This is a genomic window from Parasphingopyxis sp. (assembly GCF_052168295.1).
Taxonomy (GTDB): domain Bacteria; phylum Pseudomonadota; class Alphaproteobacteria; order Sphingomonadales; family Sphingomonadaceae; genus Parasphingopyxis.
This window is the reverse complement of sequence record NZ_JBQLZN010000031.1, coordinates 1-14,368: the sequence shown is the minus strand read 5'-3', so window position 1 is coordinate 14,368 and position 14,368 is coordinate 1. Positions and strand designations below refer to the sequence as shown.

The 14,368-nt window shown below is 63.4% G+C and carries 18 protein-coding genes; 7 read left to right on the top strand and 11 right to left on the bottom strand.

Translation table 11 applies throughout. The features are described 5' to 3' along the window. Positions 1 to 18 precede the first annotated feature (18 nt). Together ACTS1Z_RS04915 and gmk are read right to left on the bottom strand one after the other, a co-directional pair. A complete protein-coding gene (locus ACTS1Z_RS04915; protein ID WP_442623328.1) occupies positions 19 to 1,329 on the bottom strand; it encodes an epoxide hydrolase family protein in 1,311 nt (436 codons plus the stop codon). A gap of 110 nt (positions 1,330 to 1,439) precedes the next feature. After that, positions 1,440 to 2,072 carry a guanylate kinase gene (gmk, locus tag ACTS1Z_RS04910; RefSeq protein WP_442623327.1) on the bottom strand — a complete coding sequence of 211 codons (633 nt, stop codon included), beginning with the start codon at positions 2,070 to 2,072 and terminating at the stop codon, positions 1,440 to 1,442. On the opposite strand from gmk, the gene ACTS1Z_RS04905 reads away from it, so the two are divergent. Beyond that, entirely contained in the window at positions 2,071 to 2,676 is a 606-nt protein-coding gene (locus ACTS1Z_RS04905) for a DUF2585 domain-containing protein (RefSeq protein WP_442623326.1), read from the top strand. The two genes, gmk and ACTS1Z_RS04905, sit on opposite strands and share 2 nt — an antisense overlap. Here the strand turns inward: ACTS1Z_RS04905 and ACTS1Z_RS04900 are convergent. From ACTS1Z_RS04900 to ACTS1Z_RS04875, 6 genes are all read right to left on the bottom strand, one after another. Beyond that, positions 2,673 to 2,987 (bottom strand): hypothetical protein, encoded by a 315-nt coding sequence (locus ACTS1Z_RS04900; protein WP_442623325.1) that lies wholly within the window; start codon positions 2,985 to 2,987, stop codon positions 2,673 to 2,675. The genes ACTS1Z_RS04905 and ACTS1Z_RS04900 overlap by 4 nt on opposite strands. Then, positions 2,987 to 3,853 carry a mechanosensitive ion channel family protein gene (locus ACTS1Z_RS04895; RefSeq protein WP_442623324.1) on the bottom strand — a complete coding sequence of 289 codons (867 nt, stop codon included), beginning with the start codon at positions 3,851 to 3,853 and terminating at the stop codon, positions 2,987 to 2,989. Before ACTS1Z_RS04895 ends, ACTS1Z_RS04900 begins: the two co-directional genes overlap by 1 nt. Before the next feature lie 101 nt (positions 3,854 to 3,954). Further along, on the bottom strand, positions 3,955 to 4,242 hold the full coding sequence (locus tag ACTS1Z_RS04890; RefSeq protein WP_442623323.1) for a hypothetical protein: 288 nt from the start codon (positions 4,240 to 4,242) through the stop codon (positions 3,955 to 3,957). 47 nt (positions 4,243 to 4,289) lie between these two features. Beyond that, a complete protein-coding gene (locus ACTS1Z_RS04885; protein WP_442623322.1) occupies positions 4,290 to 5,540 on the bottom strand; it encodes a hypothetical protein in 1,251 nt (416 codons plus the stop codon). A 246-nt stretch (positions 5,541 to 5,786) separates the two neighbouring features. Continuing rightward, positions 5,787 to 7,181 (bottom strand): class II fumarate hydratase, encoded by a 1,395-nt coding sequence (gene fumC / locus ACTS1Z_RS04880; protein WP_442623321.1) that lies wholly within the window; start codon positions 7,179 to 7,181, stop codon positions 5,787 to 5,789. 381 nt (positions 7,182 to 7,562) lie between these two features. After that, positions 7,563 to 8,045, bottom strand: coding sequence for an SspB family protein (locus ACTS1Z_RS04875; RefSeq protein ID WP_442623320.1), 483 nt, complete (start codon positions 8,043 to 8,045; stop codon positions 7,563 to 7,565). 79 nt (positions 8,046 to 8,124) lie between these two features. Here ACTS1Z_RS04875 and hisB point away from each other — a divergent pair, with 79 nt between their 5' ends. From hisB to ACTS1Z_RS04845, 6 genes are all read left to right on the top strand, one after another. Continuing rightward, positions 8,125 to 8,715 carry an imidazoleglycerol-phosphate dehydratase HisB gene (hisB, locus tag ACTS1Z_RS04870; RefSeq protein ID WP_442623319.1) on the top strand — a complete coding sequence of 197 codons (591 nt, stop codon included), beginning with the start codon at positions 8,125 to 8,127 and terminating at the stop codon, positions 8,713 to 8,715. Next, a complete protein-coding gene (gene hisH / locus ACTS1Z_RS04865; protein ID WP_442623318.1) occupies positions 8,715 to 9,335 on the top strand; it encodes an imidazole glycerol phosphate synthase subunit HisH in 621 nt (206 codons plus the stop codon). The genes hisB and hisH overlap by 1 nt, the downstream gene beginning before the upstream one ends. 157 nt (positions 9,336 to 9,492) lie before the next feature. After that, positions 9,493 to 10,224, top strand: a complete 732-nt coding sequence (hisA, locus tag ACTS1Z_RS04860; RefSeq protein ID WP_442623317.1) for a 1-(5-phosphoribosyl)-5-[(5-phosphoribosylamino)methylideneamino]imidazole-4-carboxamide isomerase — start codon at positions 9,493 to 9,495, stop codon at positions 10,222 to 10,224. Between the two features lie 154 nt (positions 10,225 to 10,378). Beyond that, entirely contained in the window at positions 10,379 to 11,155 is a 777-nt protein-coding gene (gene hisF / locus ACTS1Z_RS04855) for an imidazole glycerol phosphate synthase subunit HisF (RefSeq protein WP_442623316.1), read from the top strand. A gap of 123 nt (positions 11,156 to 11,278) precedes the next feature. Then, positions 11,279 to 11,470, top strand: a complete 192-nt coding sequence (locus ACTS1Z_RS04850) for a hypothetical protein (protein ID WP_442623315.1) — start codon at positions 11,279 to 11,281, stop codon at positions 11,468 to 11,470. 31 nt (positions 11,471 to 11,501) lie between these two features. Then, on the top strand, positions 11,502 to 11,819 hold the full coding sequence (locus ACTS1Z_RS04845; protein WP_442623314.1) for a phosphoribosyl-ATP diphosphatase: 318 nt from the start codon (positions 11,502 to 11,504) through the stop codon (positions 11,817 to 11,819). A gap of 10 nt (positions 11,820 to 11,829) precedes the next feature. On the opposite strand, the gene ACTS1Z_RS04840 is transcribed toward ACTS1Z_RS04845, so the two are convergent. The 3 genes from ACTS1Z_RS04840 to nhaA all read right to left on the bottom strand — a co-directional run. Next, on the bottom strand, positions 11,830 to 12,585 hold the full coding sequence (locus tag ACTS1Z_RS04840) for a head GIN domain-containing protein (protein ID WP_442623313.1): 756 nt from the start codon (positions 12,583 to 12,585) through the stop codon (positions 11,830 to 11,832). A 101-nt stretch (positions 12,586 to 12,686) separates the two neighbouring features. After that, positions 12,687 to 13,403: a head GIN domain-containing protein gene (locus ACTS1Z_RS04835; RefSeq protein ID WP_442623312.1), complete on the bottom strand. Its 717-nt coding sequence runs from the start codon at positions 13,401 to 13,403 to the stop codon at positions 12,687 to 12,689. A gap of 71 nt (positions 13,404 to 13,474) precedes the next feature. Then, positions 13,475 to 14,368, bottom strand: an 894-nt coding sequence (gene nhaA / locus ACTS1Z_RS04830) for a Na+/H+ antiporter NhaA (RefSeq protein ID WP_442623311.1), incomplete at its 5' end; no start/stop codon positions are given.

Here is a 14,368-nt window from a genome sequence, read left to right as displayed (position 1 = left end):
TACAGTATCAGTTCGTGCTCACTCCGGCGCCATTATCGCTGCGCGAAAAGACCGCAAATCCTCGACATAGAGCTCGGGCTCCTCGACCATCGGGAAATGGCCGCCGCGCGGCGGCGTCGTATAATGCACGAGGTTCGTTCTGCTGCGTTCGACATATTCGCGCGGCGGCAGCGGGAAGACCGGGTCGGGCCAGGCGGTCACGCCGGCCGGATTGTCGATCATTTCCCCTTCGGGCAGCGTCGACACATTCTCGGTCCCGAGCGCGATATAGGGCCAGAGCGACGTCCGGAAACTGTCCGTGGCGATATAGTACATTGCCTCGTCGATCAGCCGGTCGCGGGTATAGACTTCGCCGAACGGCCGCGCGCTCTTGTCGGTCCAATAATACCATTTGTCCCAGATCCACGCGGCCTGACCGACCGGATTGTCCGCAAGCGCCGCCGCCAGCGTCTCGCCGCGCGCGACATGGGTCAGGATATAAGCGAGCTGGCCGAATGGCGATTGAGCCTCGGCCGCTATCCACGCCAGTTCGGCCTCACTCGGATCAGGCCCCACTTCACCGGACAGCCAAGGCGAGCCAGCGTGTCGGGGATAGAACATGTGCGTATGGTGCCCGATCACCGCGTCGGGAAAATCATAGGCCATCCACGCTGCGCTGATCGCTCCCTGGTCGCCGCCATGCGTGATGAAGCGATTATAGCCCAAAACCTGTGTCATCAGAGCGTGGTAGCGATGCCCGGAAGTGCGCAGGCTTTCGGGCGCTTCCGGCGCCTCGGAGAAACCCACGCCCGGAATCGAGACGACGACCACATCGAAAGCATCTTCCGCGCTGCCGCCATAGCGTTCCGGATGCGCCAGCCGATCGATGACGTCCGTGAAGGAATAGACCGAATAGGGCCAGCCATGAAGGATGAGCAACGGCGTCGGGTTTGCGCCGCTCCCGCGCTCATGGATGAAATGCAGACGCTTGCCGCCAATCGGCACGATGAAGTTGTCGAAGCGATTGAGCCGCGCTTCCGCGGCGCGCCAATCATAGTCATTCGCCCAATACTCGACCATGCCGGCCATCCAGTCCTGAGGCACGCCCCATTGCCAGTCTTCGAGGTCGGCATCCGGAAATGCGCGATGGGCGCGAACCTGCGCCATGATGCGGTCCAGCCGTTCCTGCGGAATGCGGGTCGTCAGCGGTTCCGGATTGCCTACCGTATAGTCGGCAACAGCATTGTCGGCCGACGATATCGCGGCTCCGGTATCGTTCTGCGAGAATGCGGGCTGGGCAAGGCCTATCGATGCGAGGCCGCACGCCATGAGTCGAATGAAAGTCTTCATACACCCCTCCAGATCTCGAACGTCCGTAACTCGGCCAGCCGCTTATCTAGCGCACTGCATTCATTACGCAAATTCCGGAAACTGCATCGTCGCGCTTGCCCCCGTCGGAGCTATCCGATCAGGCCGCGCACGAAATCGACAAGGCCGGTCCGCCGGTTGCGGCGCAGCCGCTCGGCTTCGAGGATCGCCTTGGCGCGCGCGGCGCAGCGGTCCGCATCGTCATTGACCAGCACATAATCATATTCGGCCCAATGGCTGATCTCGGCCGCGGCCCGCTCCATCCGCCCGGCGATCACTTCATCGCTGTCGGTGCCCCGTCCGCGCAACCGGCGCTCGAGCTCCGCCATCGACGGCGGCAGGACGAAGACTCGGACGATATCGGGATCCACCTGTTTGAGCTGCTGCGTCCCCTGCCAGTCGATATCGAGCAGCACGTCGCGTCCGGCGTCGAGCGACTTGTTCACTTCGGCCTTCAGCGTGCCGTAACGCCGGTCGAACACATGCGCCCATTCGAGAAACGCCTCGTCGGCGATCAGCCGGTCGAATTCTTCATTGTCGACGAAATGATAATGCTGGCCATCGATCTCGCCCTCGCGGATGGGGCGGGTCGTCGCCGACACCGACAGCGAGATCTCGTCGTCCCCGGCGAGCAGCATCCGCGCGATGGTGGACTTGCCCGCCCCGCTCGGCGATGAGAGCACATAGAGCAGCCCGCGGCGCTCAAGCTGGATCGGATCGGCCATGGACCCGGTTCGCGCAGCTACGCGGCGAGGTCAAGACGGGGAGGGGGATATCGCGCGGCACTATTGGATCATCGCTGCAGCGATCGTGATCGTCGCGGCCGGCATTCTGTACGTCATGGGCCGCAACCCGATCTGCGAGTGCGGCGAGATCAAGCTCTGGGTCGGCACGGTGCACGGCCCCGACAACAGCCAGCATCTCGCCGACTGGTACACGCCGAGCCATATCATCCATGGCTTCCTGTTCTGCGGGCTGGGCTGGCTGCTGTTGCGAAGCCGCCCGGTCGGCCTTTGGTTTTGCCTCGCCGTCGCGATCGAGGCGGCGTGGGAGATACTCGAAAACTCGCCAATCATCATCAACCGCTATCGCGAGGCGACGGCTGCCTTCGGCTATTCAGGCGATGCGATCATCAACTCCGTCGCCGATATCGGCTGGATGGGGCTGGGTTTTCTGATCGCGCGGCGAATCGGGCTATGGCCGACCGTAATCGTCGGACTTGCCTTCGAACTGTTCACGCTCTGGACGATCCGCGACAATCTCACGCTCAATGTGCTCATGCTCGTCTGGCCGGTCGACGCGATCCGCGAGTGGCAGGGCGGACTCTAAGCGGTTGGCGACGATCTGCCGACAGGCGAGGCGGACGCGGCGATATCGGTCTCGCCCTCGGCGCGCGCCATGGTCATCTCGGCATCGCGCGCGTCGAGGCCGCCGGCTTCGGCCGACTCGCGTTCGCGCTTCTTGTCCCACAGATATTTGGCGAGAAGTCCGCCCCCGACCAGGGCCGCGCCGGGCAGCGAGCGTGTCGCGATCCGTGCGGCGATGAGTCCGACCCCGAAGCCCAGCAATCCGCGCCCGGCGGACCGGCGACGCGCCGTTTCGCCCATCGCCCCACCGACAAGACTTCTGATCAGGCTCATTATCGACTCTCCAACGGTACGGGTTCCTTGAACGTATGGGTAACGTACGGGAAGGGGATTTCGATCCCCGCCGTGTCGAGCGCGGCCTTTACGGCGCGAACGACCTGATCGGTGCTTTCATGCCGATCGCGCGGCTTGGAGCCCGACCACCAGCGAATCCGAAAATCCACCGAGCTCGAGTTGAATTCGCAGGCGAACACATCGACGCCCTTGCTCTGGTCGATCTTATCGCAGCCTTTGACCGCATCTTCGATCACCTTCGCCGCCGCGTCGAGATCAACGTCATAGGCGACGCCGCACACGACTTCGTGCCGCCGCCCCGGATCGTCGGTGAAAATCTCGACCGGGTTCTTGAACAGGATGGAATTGGGGACGATCGTCACTTCGTTGGAAAGCTTGCGGACATAGGTTTCGCGCATGGTGATCTGCTCGACCTTGCCGCTGATCCCTTCGCATTCGATCACGTCGCCGATGCGCATCTTTTCGCGCACCATGATCAGCACGCCGGCGAGAAAATTCTCGAAAATGTCCTGAAAGGCGAAGCCGATCGCGACCGCCCCGATGCCGAGACCGGCGAGAATACTGCCGGCCGTCAGTCCGGGCAGGATGATCGTCGCGGCGATGAACAGGCCGAGAATCCAGATCAGGACGGTGATAACGGTCTCGATCAGCGTCAGCAGGCTTGGCCGCACCTCGGTGCTGCCGATCAGCTTCTGCGCGATCTTGCGCCCGCCCTTGGCGAGCAGCCAGGTGATGACGATCACGACCAGCGCAATCGCAAATTGCGGCAGCATGCGGACGAGCTGCTCGCCCATATCGCCGATCTGATCCGTCAATATCGTGAGAAAACCGCCGTCCATACCCATAAGAAACCATCAATCCATTCGTTGCACTCACGCAACAAACGGCAGAGGACGCCAACTGTTCCAAAAAAGATAGAGGGCAGAAGGGGTCCGGCGGGCGACTATTACGTATCCTGCGCCCGGATCACCCCGCTGACCTGCGGCACGACGCGCCGCCCCGCAAAACGCGCTGGCAGCGCCTCGCCGGCCTCGGCCGTCTCGACATAGACGAGCAGCGTCTCCTCGCCGCTCTTCCCGATACCGCTGCCGACGCCCACCACGCCTTCCCGGTCAAGAAAGGCCGCTTCCGCGCGGCGCATGAAGCTGGTCGCCGCGGCGTCTTCGTCTTCACCGTCATAGACATAGGCCGCCGGATCGTCGCCTTCGGGTCGGGCGCTACCGCTATTCGTCATCGCCATCCTCCTTGGGGCCGGCCGGAAGCCCGCCCCGCCAGAGACTATCAGGTGTAGAGATTGATATCGAGTGCCGAGAGCACGCGACCAATCTTGTTGGCAAAGGTGAAGCCCCCGCCGCCCGCGAAAAGCAGGCCCACCGGATTGCGGCGCCGGTCCCACTGCCAGACCAGCGAACCGGAGTCGCCGGGCGCGCTGAACTGGCCGCTCGTGCCCCGGATCGTGATCTGGTCACGGAACAGCGCCACGCGGCCGCTGCCATAGTTGACGCGGATCGTGGCGTTGCAGTCGGTCACCCGCCCGGCGCGCAACTGCGTCGTGCGGCCAGACTTGCCGACCAGCATGTTCCGGCGGCAGGCCACAGGCCGGCTCGCGACCCGGAAATAGCGCCTGCTCCCGCCGCTGAGATAGACGAGCTCGCGGCGCACGCGGCGGTGCCAGCACCATCCCGTCGCGCAATCGACATAATTGGCGCGGCCGTTGAAATGGATCGTGATGAACCGTTCGAGGATCGCGATCCGATCGCGGGTGTTCACGCCGCCGTCGAGCCGCCCCGGCTGGAGGATCGAGTCGCCGTAACGCCCCTGGTTCGACAGCGCGATCACATGGTTGTTGCTGAGCAACAACACACGCCGGTTGCGCGGGTTACGGCGGCCGCGCGCGAGGCAGCCGAGCGTACCGGCCGAATTCACCCGCGCATTGCCGATGGAAATGCCGCCCGGCGCCGGACGGTCCTTGAAGCGATGCGCGAGCGCGTCGATCGGGCCGCAATTGATGATGTTCACCGGCATGCCGTCGTCGCCGACCGATTGTACCGACATATCGTCGTACAGCACCGCCCGCACCGCTTCCTCGCTGGTCGGTTCGGCGACATAGACGTTGAGCGTCGCCGTTCCCGGGCCGTCCTCGGATATCTGCTCCATATCGACTTCGGCCGAGCCGATACCGACACCGACGATGTTCGCCGTTCCCGACGTATCGAATGCCGAATAACTCTCCGAACCGATCTCGCCGGCAATAAAGGCTTCGATGCTTTCTTTCGCCTCGAGCACATTTTCCGGCGCATCGACGCCTTCGGCTTCCGAATAGGCCGTCTCGGCATAATCGCTGTCGGTTTCGTCCTCCGCCTCTTCTTCGTCGAGCATGTCGTCCATTTCGGCGACCGGGTCTTCGAGCTCGTCACCGTTCTGATCTTCGGCTTCCGTTACGTCGGCACCTTCGGGATCGTCGAAATCCCCATTGTCCTGCTTCTTGCCTTTACTCTCTGACGCCGAACTTCCGCTCTTTTTCTTTGCCATTTTCCGTCTCCGCATGTCTATTTCTGATTTATATAGGCACAAGTACTCCTTGCCCCGAAGAAAGTATTCTTCGGAGTCTTCATTTTCTTTTATTACGACTCGATAAGGCGAATATATCAAATATTGGCCGCGACAACAATCGTCGCGCGACTCATCATTAATATCGCCTAAATAGAGATATTATGTAATTCTTGTTACAGTCGGCCTGCAGGCGGAAACGCCATAGTCAAGCGGAGCGGAGGCCGATTAACGGCCGATCATCTTTTCCGGCCGGACGACACGATCGAAAGTCTCTTCGTCGACCAGGCCCAGCTCGAGACCCGCCTCTTTGAGCGTCTGGCCGTTCTGATGCGCGTGTTTGGCGATCTTCGCGGCGTTGTCGTACCCGATTTCGGGCGCGAGCGCGGTCACCAGCATCAGCGAGCGGCCCACCAGTTCGGCGATCTGCTCCTCATTGGCTTCGATGCCGTCGACACAGCGTTCGGCGAAACTCGTCATGCCGGTCGCGAGCAGGTCGATAGAGCGCAGGACGTTCGATCCGATCAGCGGCATGAAGACATTGAGCTCGAAATGCCCCTGCATGCCGCCGACCGTCACCGCCTGATGATTGCCGATCACTTGCCCGGCGACCATGGTCAGGCTTTCGCACTGGGTCGGGTTCACCTTGCCGGGCATGATCGAACTGCCCGGCTCGTTCGCCGGCAGCGAAAGCTCGCCGAGCCCCGAGCGCGGCCCGGATCCCAGGAAGCGGATATCGTTGGCGATCTTGGTGAGCGCCACCGCCAGCGTATTGAGCGCGCCGGAGAAGAAGACGAGCCCGTCCTTGGCGGCGAGTTGCTCGAACTTGTTGGGCGCGCTTTCGAAATCAAAGCCGGTGATGTCCGAGATCGCCTCGGCCATATCCGTCGCCCAGCCTTCGGGCGCGTTGAGCCCGGTGCCGACCGCCGTGCCGCCGATGGCGAGCTTCGCGATATTGCCGGCGAGCGCGCCCTCGATCCGCGCCTTGCAGCTGACGAGCTGCGCCGCATAGCCGGAAAATTCCTGCCCCAGCGTGAGCGGCGTCGCGTCCTGCGTATGGGTGCGGCCGATCTTGACGATATGGTCCCAGGCCTCGGCTTTCGCGGTCAGCGAGGCGATCAGCGTATCGAGCGCGGGCAGCAGCACATCGCGGGTCGCGAGCGCGGTGGAAACGTGGAGCGCCGTCGGGAAACTGTCGTTCGAGCTTTGCGACATGTTCACATGATCGTTGGGATGCACAGGGTCCTTGCCGCCGCGCGTGCCCGCAAGCGCCTCGTTGGCGATCCCCGCGATCACCTCGTTGACGTTCATATTGGTTTGCGTGCCCGAACCGGTCTGGAAGATGGTCAAGGGGAATTCGCGGTCATGCTTCCCGTCGCGGATCGCCGTCGCCGCGGCTTCGATCGCATCGGCGAGCTTGGCGTCCAGCCCGTGTTTCTTGTTGACCCGCGCCGCGGCCTGTTTGACCGCCGCCTGAGCATGGACGATGCCGAGCGGCATCCGCTCATGCGGGGCAAAGGGGAAATTCTCCAGGCTGCGCTGCGTCTGCGCGCCCCAATAGGCGCTGGCCGGCACTTCGATCGGGCCGATGGAGTCGGTTTCGGTGCGGGTATTATCTGTCATTTCTCGTCTTTCGTATCATGCGGTCGTGATGACCCTTGTTTCCTGCTCCGATCCGGCGGTTCGGGATTCGCGGGTTCGAAGGGAACGAAACCCTGGCGGCGATTGACACCGAACGCCGCTTTTACACCGTGTGACCTTTGCCGTTCCAGCGCGAAAAACCGCCGATAAAGGGCATGTATCCCGGTGCCGGGTGTGACTTTCCGGAGCGGCGCCCGATGGCGCGGTATGCGGCGGGGGATCATGACGGCACCGATTATAACGCGAAGCCGGCCCTGTAGGACAGGAGGATGCGCCGCGAACATAGGGGAAAGGCCTCCTCCTGACCGGACAAGACAAAGATCAGACATGTTCAGTGCGCCGTCGGCAATCCCGGATCGAAGCTCATTTCTTGCGTTTGAAATCGACCGCGACGACGTTGGAGCCGTCTTCGACCGGCTCGGCCGCCGGCGGATCGTTCTCGGCCTCGTCATGTTCACCGGGCGCGCTGTCGTCGCCCTGCGCCTGGAACTGCAGCGCGAAATTGACGGCCGGATCGACGAAACCGGTGATCGCGGCGAAGGGCACGATCAGCGTCGACGGCACCTGGTTGAAGCTCAGCCCGACAGAGAATCCCTCTTCGTCGACGGTCAGCTCCCAGAAGCGCTTCTGCAGCACGATCGTCATCTCGTCCGGAAAGCGTTCGAGCAGATGGCCAGGAATATCGACGCCCGGCGCCCTGGTCTTGAAGGTTATGTAGAAATGATGCTCGCCGGGCAGATCGCCCGCCTCGCCGACTTCGCTCAGCACCCGCCCGACGACCGCGCGCAGCGCCTCCTGCACGATCTCGTCATAGGGAATCAGGCTGTCGGGCGTCTCATCGCTCATAGCGGTTTGGTGAACGCGTCGGCGGCAAGGGTCAAGACATGACGTTGCGCGGAAGCCGTTTTCGGCTATATCGCGCGCCATGCGCAGCGCGACAATCGAACGTAAGACCGGCGAAACCGATATCGCCGTCGAGATCAATCTCGATGGGAGCGGCACCTATACCGTGTCGACGGGCATCGGCTTTCTCGATCATATGATCGAACAGCTCTCGCGCCATTCGCTGATCGATATCGATCTGAAGGTCGATGGCGATTTGCATGTCGACCAGCATCACACGACCGAGGATAGCGCGATCGCGCTGGGCGAGGCGGTGGCGAAGGCGCTCGGCGACAAGGCCGGCATCCGGCGCTACGGCTCCGCCTATTCGCCGATGGACGAAACGCTCTCGCGCGTCGCGCTCGATATATCGGGACGGCCCTATCTCGTCTGGAAATCGGGTTTCAGCCAGGAGCGGCTCGGCGAGATGGATACCGAGCTGATCCAGCACTGGTTCCACAGCTTCGCCGGTACTGCCGGCATCACGCTCCACATCGAAACGCTGTATGGCGAGAATAACCATCATATCTGCGAGAGCCTGTTCAAGGGGCTGGCGCGGGCGCTGCGCAACGCGGTCGAGATCGATCCGCGTAAGGGCGGCGCGATCCCTTCGACCAAGGGCACGCTCGGCTGATGGGCGAGCGCATAGCGCTGATCGATTATGGCGCGGGGAATTTGCGGTCGGTGCACAATGCGCTGATGGCCGCAGGCGCGGGCGCAATCGACGTCACGGCGGAAGCACACGCCTTGGAAGCGGCCGACCGCATCGTTCTGCCCGGTGTCGGCGCATTCGCCGCCTGTATGAACGGCCTTTCGGCGCTGCCCGGCATGATAGAGGCCTTGCACAAGGCAGCGGCGGACAAGGCGCGCCCCTTTCTCGGGATCTGCGTCGGCATGCAGCTGATGGCCGAACGCGGCGAGGAGCACGGTACGCATGACGGGCTGGGCTGGATCGCCGGCGCCGTAAAGCCGCTGGCGAGCACCGACCCGCGCCTCAAAATCCCGCATATGGGCTGGAACGATGTGACGCCACAAGGCGCACCGCCGCTGATCGAACCGGGCGAGGCCTATTTCCTGCACGGCTATCATGTCGCGCTCGCCGATCCGGCCGACGCCTATGCGATGACCGACCATGGCGGCCCGGTAACCGCGGCGATCGGCCGGGACACGATGATCGGCGTCCAGTTCCACCCGGAAAAGAGCCAGAAATACGGCCTCGATTTCCTCGCCCGCTTTCTGGCGTGGAAACCATGAGGATTCCCTATCAGACTCGACCTGACAGTCGAGCGCGGCACCGGCCCGCACCCCCTCCCGGCCTCCCACAAGTGTACCCTGATTGGGAGGCCGGGAGGGGGTGCGGACCGGTGCCGCGATTTTCCGCCAGGAAAATTCTGACAGAAAGCATCAAACCATGAGCTTGATTGTTTTCCCCGCCATCGACCTCAAGGCTGGGCAGGTTGTCCGTCTTGCGGAGGGCGATATGGATCGCGCGACGGTCTATGGCGACGACCCGGCCGATCAGGCGCGGCTGTTCGCAGAAGCCGGCGCCGGGCACCTCCATGTCGTCGATCTCGACGGGGCATTTGCGGGCGAAGCGAAGAATGCGGACGCGGTCGAGTCGATCGTCGAGAGTTTCCCCGGCCATGTGCAGCTTGGCGGCGGCATCCGGAACCGCGCCGATGTCGAGCGCTGGTTCGATCTCGGTGTCGCCCGGATCGTGATCGGCACGGCGGCGCTCACCGACTCCGATTTCGTCAGGGAAGTCGCACGCGATTTTCCGGGCGGGATCGTCGTCGCGGTCGATGCGAAGGATGGGTTTGTAGCGACACAGGGTTGGGCAGAAACCTCCGAGGTCAGCGTGATCGAGATGGCCAAGCGGTTCGAGGATGCCGGCGTCGCCGCCCTGCTCTTCACCGATGTCGGGCGCGACGGATTGCTCAAGGGCTGCAATATCGAGGCGACGGTGGATCTGGCGAAGGCGACCGACATCCCGGTCATCGCCTCGGGCGGCGTGAAGGGCATCGCCGATATCCATGCGCTCACCATCCATGCCGATGCCGGGATCGAGGGCGTAATCACCGGCCGCGCGCTCTATGACGGCACGCTGGACCTCGCGACGGCGCTGGCGATTGCCGCGCAATGAAGTGCCGTTTGTCAGAATTTTCCTGGCGGAAAATCGCGGCACCAGCCCGCTCCCCCTCCCGGCCTCCCAACAGGGTACAATCACTGGGAGGTCGGGAGGGGGAGCGGGCTGGTGCCGCGCCTGAGCGTAGCGAAGGTCCGACGAGAGAAATCCAATGACCCTCCGCAAGCGCATCATTCCCTGTCTCGATGTCGCCAATGGCCGTGTCGTCAAAGGCGTCAATTTCGTCGATCTTGCCGATGCCGGGGATCCGGTCGAGCAGGCGCGCGTCTATGACGCGGCCGAGGCCGACGAGCTCTGTTTTCTGGACATCACGGCGAGCCATGAGGAGCGCGACACGCTGCTTCATATCGTCGAGCGCACCGCGGCCGTCTGTTTCATGCCGTTCACCGTCGGCGGCGGTGTCCGCACGCCCGACGATGCCCGGCGACTGCTTCTGGCTGGCGCGGACAAGGTCGCGGTCAACAGCGCCGCCGTCGCCCGGCCCGAGCTTGTTGGAGAGATGGCCGAACGGTTCGGCAGCCAGTGCGTGGTCGGATCGATCGACGCCCGGGCGGACGGCAAGGGCGGCTGGGAAATCTTCACCCATGGCGGGCGGCGCGGAACCGGCATCGACGCCGTGGCGCATGCCCGAAGGCTGGCCGAACTCGGCGCGGGAGAGTTGCTCGTCACATCGATGGACCGGGACGGTACCAAGGACGGCTACGACCTCGAACTCACGCGCACGATAGCAGACACGGTATCCATACCCGTCGTCGCGTCGGGCGGTGTCGGTACGCTCGACCATCTCGTCGAAGGGATACGGGATGGCCATGCAGACGCCGTGCTCGCCGCCTCGATCTTCCATTTCGGCACGCACAGCATCGGCGAAGCGCGCGCCGCGCTGGCAGCGGCCGGAATCCCGGTGCGCGGCGGCAAAAGCGTCGGGTAACTTTACAGTAACCCTGTTCGCCAATCCGGCGTTAACCATTACGCCACCGAAACATGCGGCGAATCCCGGAATTGGCCGATTTCTTGCGTGGTAAACGCGGAGTTCACCGTTTCGGGAGCGTGGATGACCGTCCCGCGCATCATCGCCGCCTTCCTGGCCGCCATCGCGATTGGCGCGACGCCGGCGATCGCATCCGCGGTCAGCGTCGATGCGCCCGGCGATATCATGCTCTTCGCGTTGGGCCTCACCGGTCTGCTTGTCGGCCGCCAGATCAGCAAGCGCCGCAAGAAGGCCGATATCGACAAGGCCGGTTGACGCGGCGGACCGACCCGCGCAGACGCAACCGATGGCCCATACGCTGACTCGCCTCGAACGGATCATCCACGACCGCAAGGACGGCAACCCCAACAAATCCTACGTCGCGAAACTGTTCGGCAAGGGCCGCGAGAAGATCGCGCAGAAATTCGGCGAAGAATCGGTCGAGACTATCGTCGCGGCGCTGGTGGAAGACGATGCGGCGCTGGCCGCCGAAGCGGCCGATGCGCTGTTCCATCTGCTCATCCTGCTAGCCGAGCGCGATGTGCCGCTTGCCGATGTGCTGGCCGAGCTGGAGCGCCGCGACGGCATGTCCGGGCTGGACGAAAAGGCCCGCCGGAAATCCTAGTTCCGCAAACCTAGTCGCAGCGCAACCGGCCGGAACCGATCGCGCTCGACCGACACTGCGCGCCGCCGCGCACGACGACATCGCCAGAGCCGACAAAGGACGCCTGGACCGTATCGGTAACATAGGCGCTGACATCGCCGGAGCCTGCGATATCGACATCGAGGCTCTGCGCCCGGAAGTCATTGGCCGCGACATCGCCCGATCCGGCGATCGCGAGATCGACAGCACCCGCCGTGCCGGCCACGCTGAGATCGCCCGAGCCCGCGATTTCGAATGCCGCCTCGTCGGTTTGCAAAGACTCGATCGCGATGTTTCCGGAGCCGGCAATCGAGGCTTCGAAACTCTGCGCCGTGAAGCGCCCGACATCGATATCCCCGGATCCCGCGAGCGAAACGCCGGACAGGCTCGGCATCGTTACGACGATTGTTGCCGGTTCGCCGCTTGGGCGGTTCCAGCGCCGGCCCGACTCGCGATGGCGATAACCGATTTCGAGGACGTCGTCTTCAACACGCAATTCAAGTTCATCGAGAATCGACGCGGGGCCCCGCGCGCGAACAGAGAAATCGGCGCCGGGCCGAATCTCGACATTGTCGGGTGTCGACAGCGCCACCCGCCGGAAATCGCGGACATCATAGTCGCGCGTCACAACCGCCATGGACTGCCGCGTCTGCGTGTTCGACTCTCCTGCGACGGCACGATTTTCCTGCGCAGCGCCGTTCGTGCAGGCCGCGATCGCGAGCGCCATAGCCGATAGAATTATCCGCATCTTATCCTCCCTGTTCGGTGATCCGAACCTAGCGGATTGCAGAAATTACGACAACTGCCGTTAATCGTGCCGATACAGGTGTTGGTCGAAAGGCTTCCGCTCTACCCGCAGCGCATTTCGCCCGAGCCGATCGAATTGGCGCTGCATTCGGCATCGCCGCGCACGCGCACATCGCCCGATCCGATCAGATTGCCCTCGACCCGGCCGGACGCCGTGATCTCGACATTGCCCGAACCGGCGATATCGATCTCGGCGCGCTCGACCTCGAGGTCCTCGGCCTCGACATCGCCGGAGCCGGCTATTCCGATCTCGAGATTGCGGACCGTACCGGCGGCGGTAACGTCGCCGGAGCCGGCAATATCGAATTCCGCGCGGTCGGCAACCAGCTCGGCGATCGACAGGCTGCCCGAGCCGGCAATTGAAAGCTCGAAGGCGTCCGATTCGGCGCGCGCGACCTGCATGTCGCCGGAACCAAGCACCGACGCACCGTTGATGACCGGCATCGTGATATAGATGGTCGCAGGCTCATCGTTGATCGACAGGCCCGACGAGCTTTCCCGCCCGATCCGCAGCGTGTCCCGGCGGATTTCGAAACGCACCCGGTCGGTCACGTCGGAATCGCCCTCGACCCGGATATCGAAGGTGTCGCCAAGCACGATCTCGACATTGTCGGGACCACGCAGGGACACGGAATCGAACTCCGCCAGCTCCAGCTCGCTCAACGTCTGACCGTTGGTCAGCCCGTCGCCGTTGATCTCGATGACGCCGTCGCAAGCGGCGAGCGCCAATGCGAAAATCGAAATGAGTAAGGTGCGCACTCGGACTTCTCCTTGCTGTATTGTCGTAATAATACAGCGGGTCGGCGAGAATTGCAACTCCCGCGCTTGGCTCAGCTCTGCTCGGCGCCTTTTGGCGGCACGTCCTCGCAGACATTCTCGACATCGCCGTCCCGCGCAATCTCTCCGGCTTCCTCGGCTTCGATCTCGGTGTGGTTCTCGTGCAGCGGCGCGAAGCGCAGCAAGAGGTAACCGACGACTCCGGACATGGCGGAGCCGAGCAGCACGCCGATTTTCGCCTCTTCGATCAGCAGCTGGTTGCCCGGGAAGGCGAGGCCGCCGATGAACAGGCTCATGGTGAAACCGATGCCGCAGAGCATCGCCGTGCCGTAGATCTGCAGCCAGGTCGCACCGCGCAGCTTGCCCGCCACGCCGAACTTCACGGCGAGCCAGACGCTGCCGAAAATGCCGAGCTGCTTGCCCGCGAACAGGCCGAGCGCGATGCCGAGCGGCAGTGGCGCGAGAATTTGTTCCGGACCCATGCCGTCGAGATTGACGCCGGCATTGGCGAAACCGAAGACCGGCACGATGAAGAAGGCGCTCCACGGCGCGATCGCATGCTCCATCTTGTGCAGCGGGCTGTCGACGGCGTCGGGCGCGCCTGGTGTTTTGGTAATCGGGATCATCATCGCGGCCAGCACGCCCGCGATCGTCGCATGCACCCCCGAAAGCAACACGAAATACCAGAGCAGGCCCGACATCAGGATATAGGGCAGGAGCCGCTTCACCCCGGTGGCGTTGAGATAATACATGGCGGCAAGCACCATCGCCGATGCGAACAGCCAGACGGTCGACAGCGAGGGGGTGTAAACCAGCGCGATGATCGCGACCGCGCCCATATCGTCGACGATTGCGACGGTCACGAGGAACAGCTTGAGCGATGTCGGCGCGCGCTTGCCGAGCAGGGCGAGCACGCCGATCCCGGCGGCGACCGATATCGCCTTCGC

Bases quoted from the DNA above. Each gene is read 5' to 3' on its own strand.
- ACTS1Z_RS04840 (WP_442623313.1), bottom strand. From the start codon at position 12,585: ATGCGGATAATTCTATCGGCTATGGCGCTCGCGATCGCGGCCTGCACG.
- ACTS1Z_RS04845 (WP_442623314.1), top strand. From the start codon at position 11,502: ATGGCCCATACGCTGACTCGCCTCGAACGGATCATCCACGACCGCAAG.
- ACTS1Z_RS04875 (WP_442623320.1), bottom strand. From the start codon at position 8,045: ATGAGCGATGAGACGCCCGACAGCCTGATTCCCTATGACGAGATCGTG.
- hisF (WP_442623316.1), top strand. From the start codon at position 10,379: ATGACCCTCCGCAAGCGCATCATTCCCTGTCTCGATGTCGCCAATGGC.
- hisB (WP_442623319.1), top strand. From the start codon at position 8,125: ATGCGCAGCGCGACAATCGAACGTAAGACCGGCGAAACCGATATCGCC.
- hisA (WP_442623317.1), top strand. From the start codon at position 9,493: ATGAGCTTGATTGTTTTCCCCGCCATCGACCTCAAGGCTGGGCAGGTT.
- ACTS1Z_RS04895 (WP_442623324.1), bottom strand. From the start codon at position 3,853: ATGGGTATGGACGGCGGTTTTCTCACGATATTGACGGATCAGATCGGC.
- ACTS1Z_RS04905 (WP_442623326.1), top strand. From the start codon at position 2,071: ATGGACCCGGTTCGCGCAGCTACGCGGCGAGGTCAAGACGGGGAGGGG.
- ACTS1Z_RS04850 (WP_442623315.1), top strand. From the start codon at position 11,279: ATGACCGTCCCGCGCATCATCGCCGCCTTCCTGGCCGCCATCGCGATT.
- ACTS1Z_RS04890 (WP_442623323.1), bottom strand. From the start codon at position 4,242: ATGACGAATAGCGGTAGCGCCCGACCCGAAGGCGACGATCCGGCGGCC.
- fumC (WP_442623321.1), bottom strand. From the start codon at position 7,181: ATGACAGATAATACCCGCACCGAAACCGACTCCATCGGCCCGATCGAA.
- hisH (WP_442623318.1), top strand. From the start codon at position 8,715: ATGGGCGAGCGCATAGCGCTGATCGATTATGGCGCGGGGAATTTGCGG.
- ACTS1Z_RS04900 (WP_442623325.1), bottom strand. From the start codon at position 2,987: ATGAGCCTGATCAGAAGTCTTGTCGGTGGGGCGATGGGCGAAACGGCG.
- gmk (WP_442623327.1), bottom strand. From the start codon at position 2,072: ATGGCCGATCCGATCCAGCTTGAGCGCCGCGGGCTGCTCTATGTGCTC.
- ACTS1Z_RS04885 (WP_442623322.1), bottom strand. From the start codon at position 5,540: ATGGCAAAGAAAAAGAGCGGAAGTTCGGCGTCAGAGAGTAAAGGCAAG.
- ACTS1Z_RS04915 (WP_442623328.1), bottom strand. From the start codon at position 1,329: ATGAAGACTTTCATTCGACTCATGGCGTGCGGCCTCGCATCGATAGGC.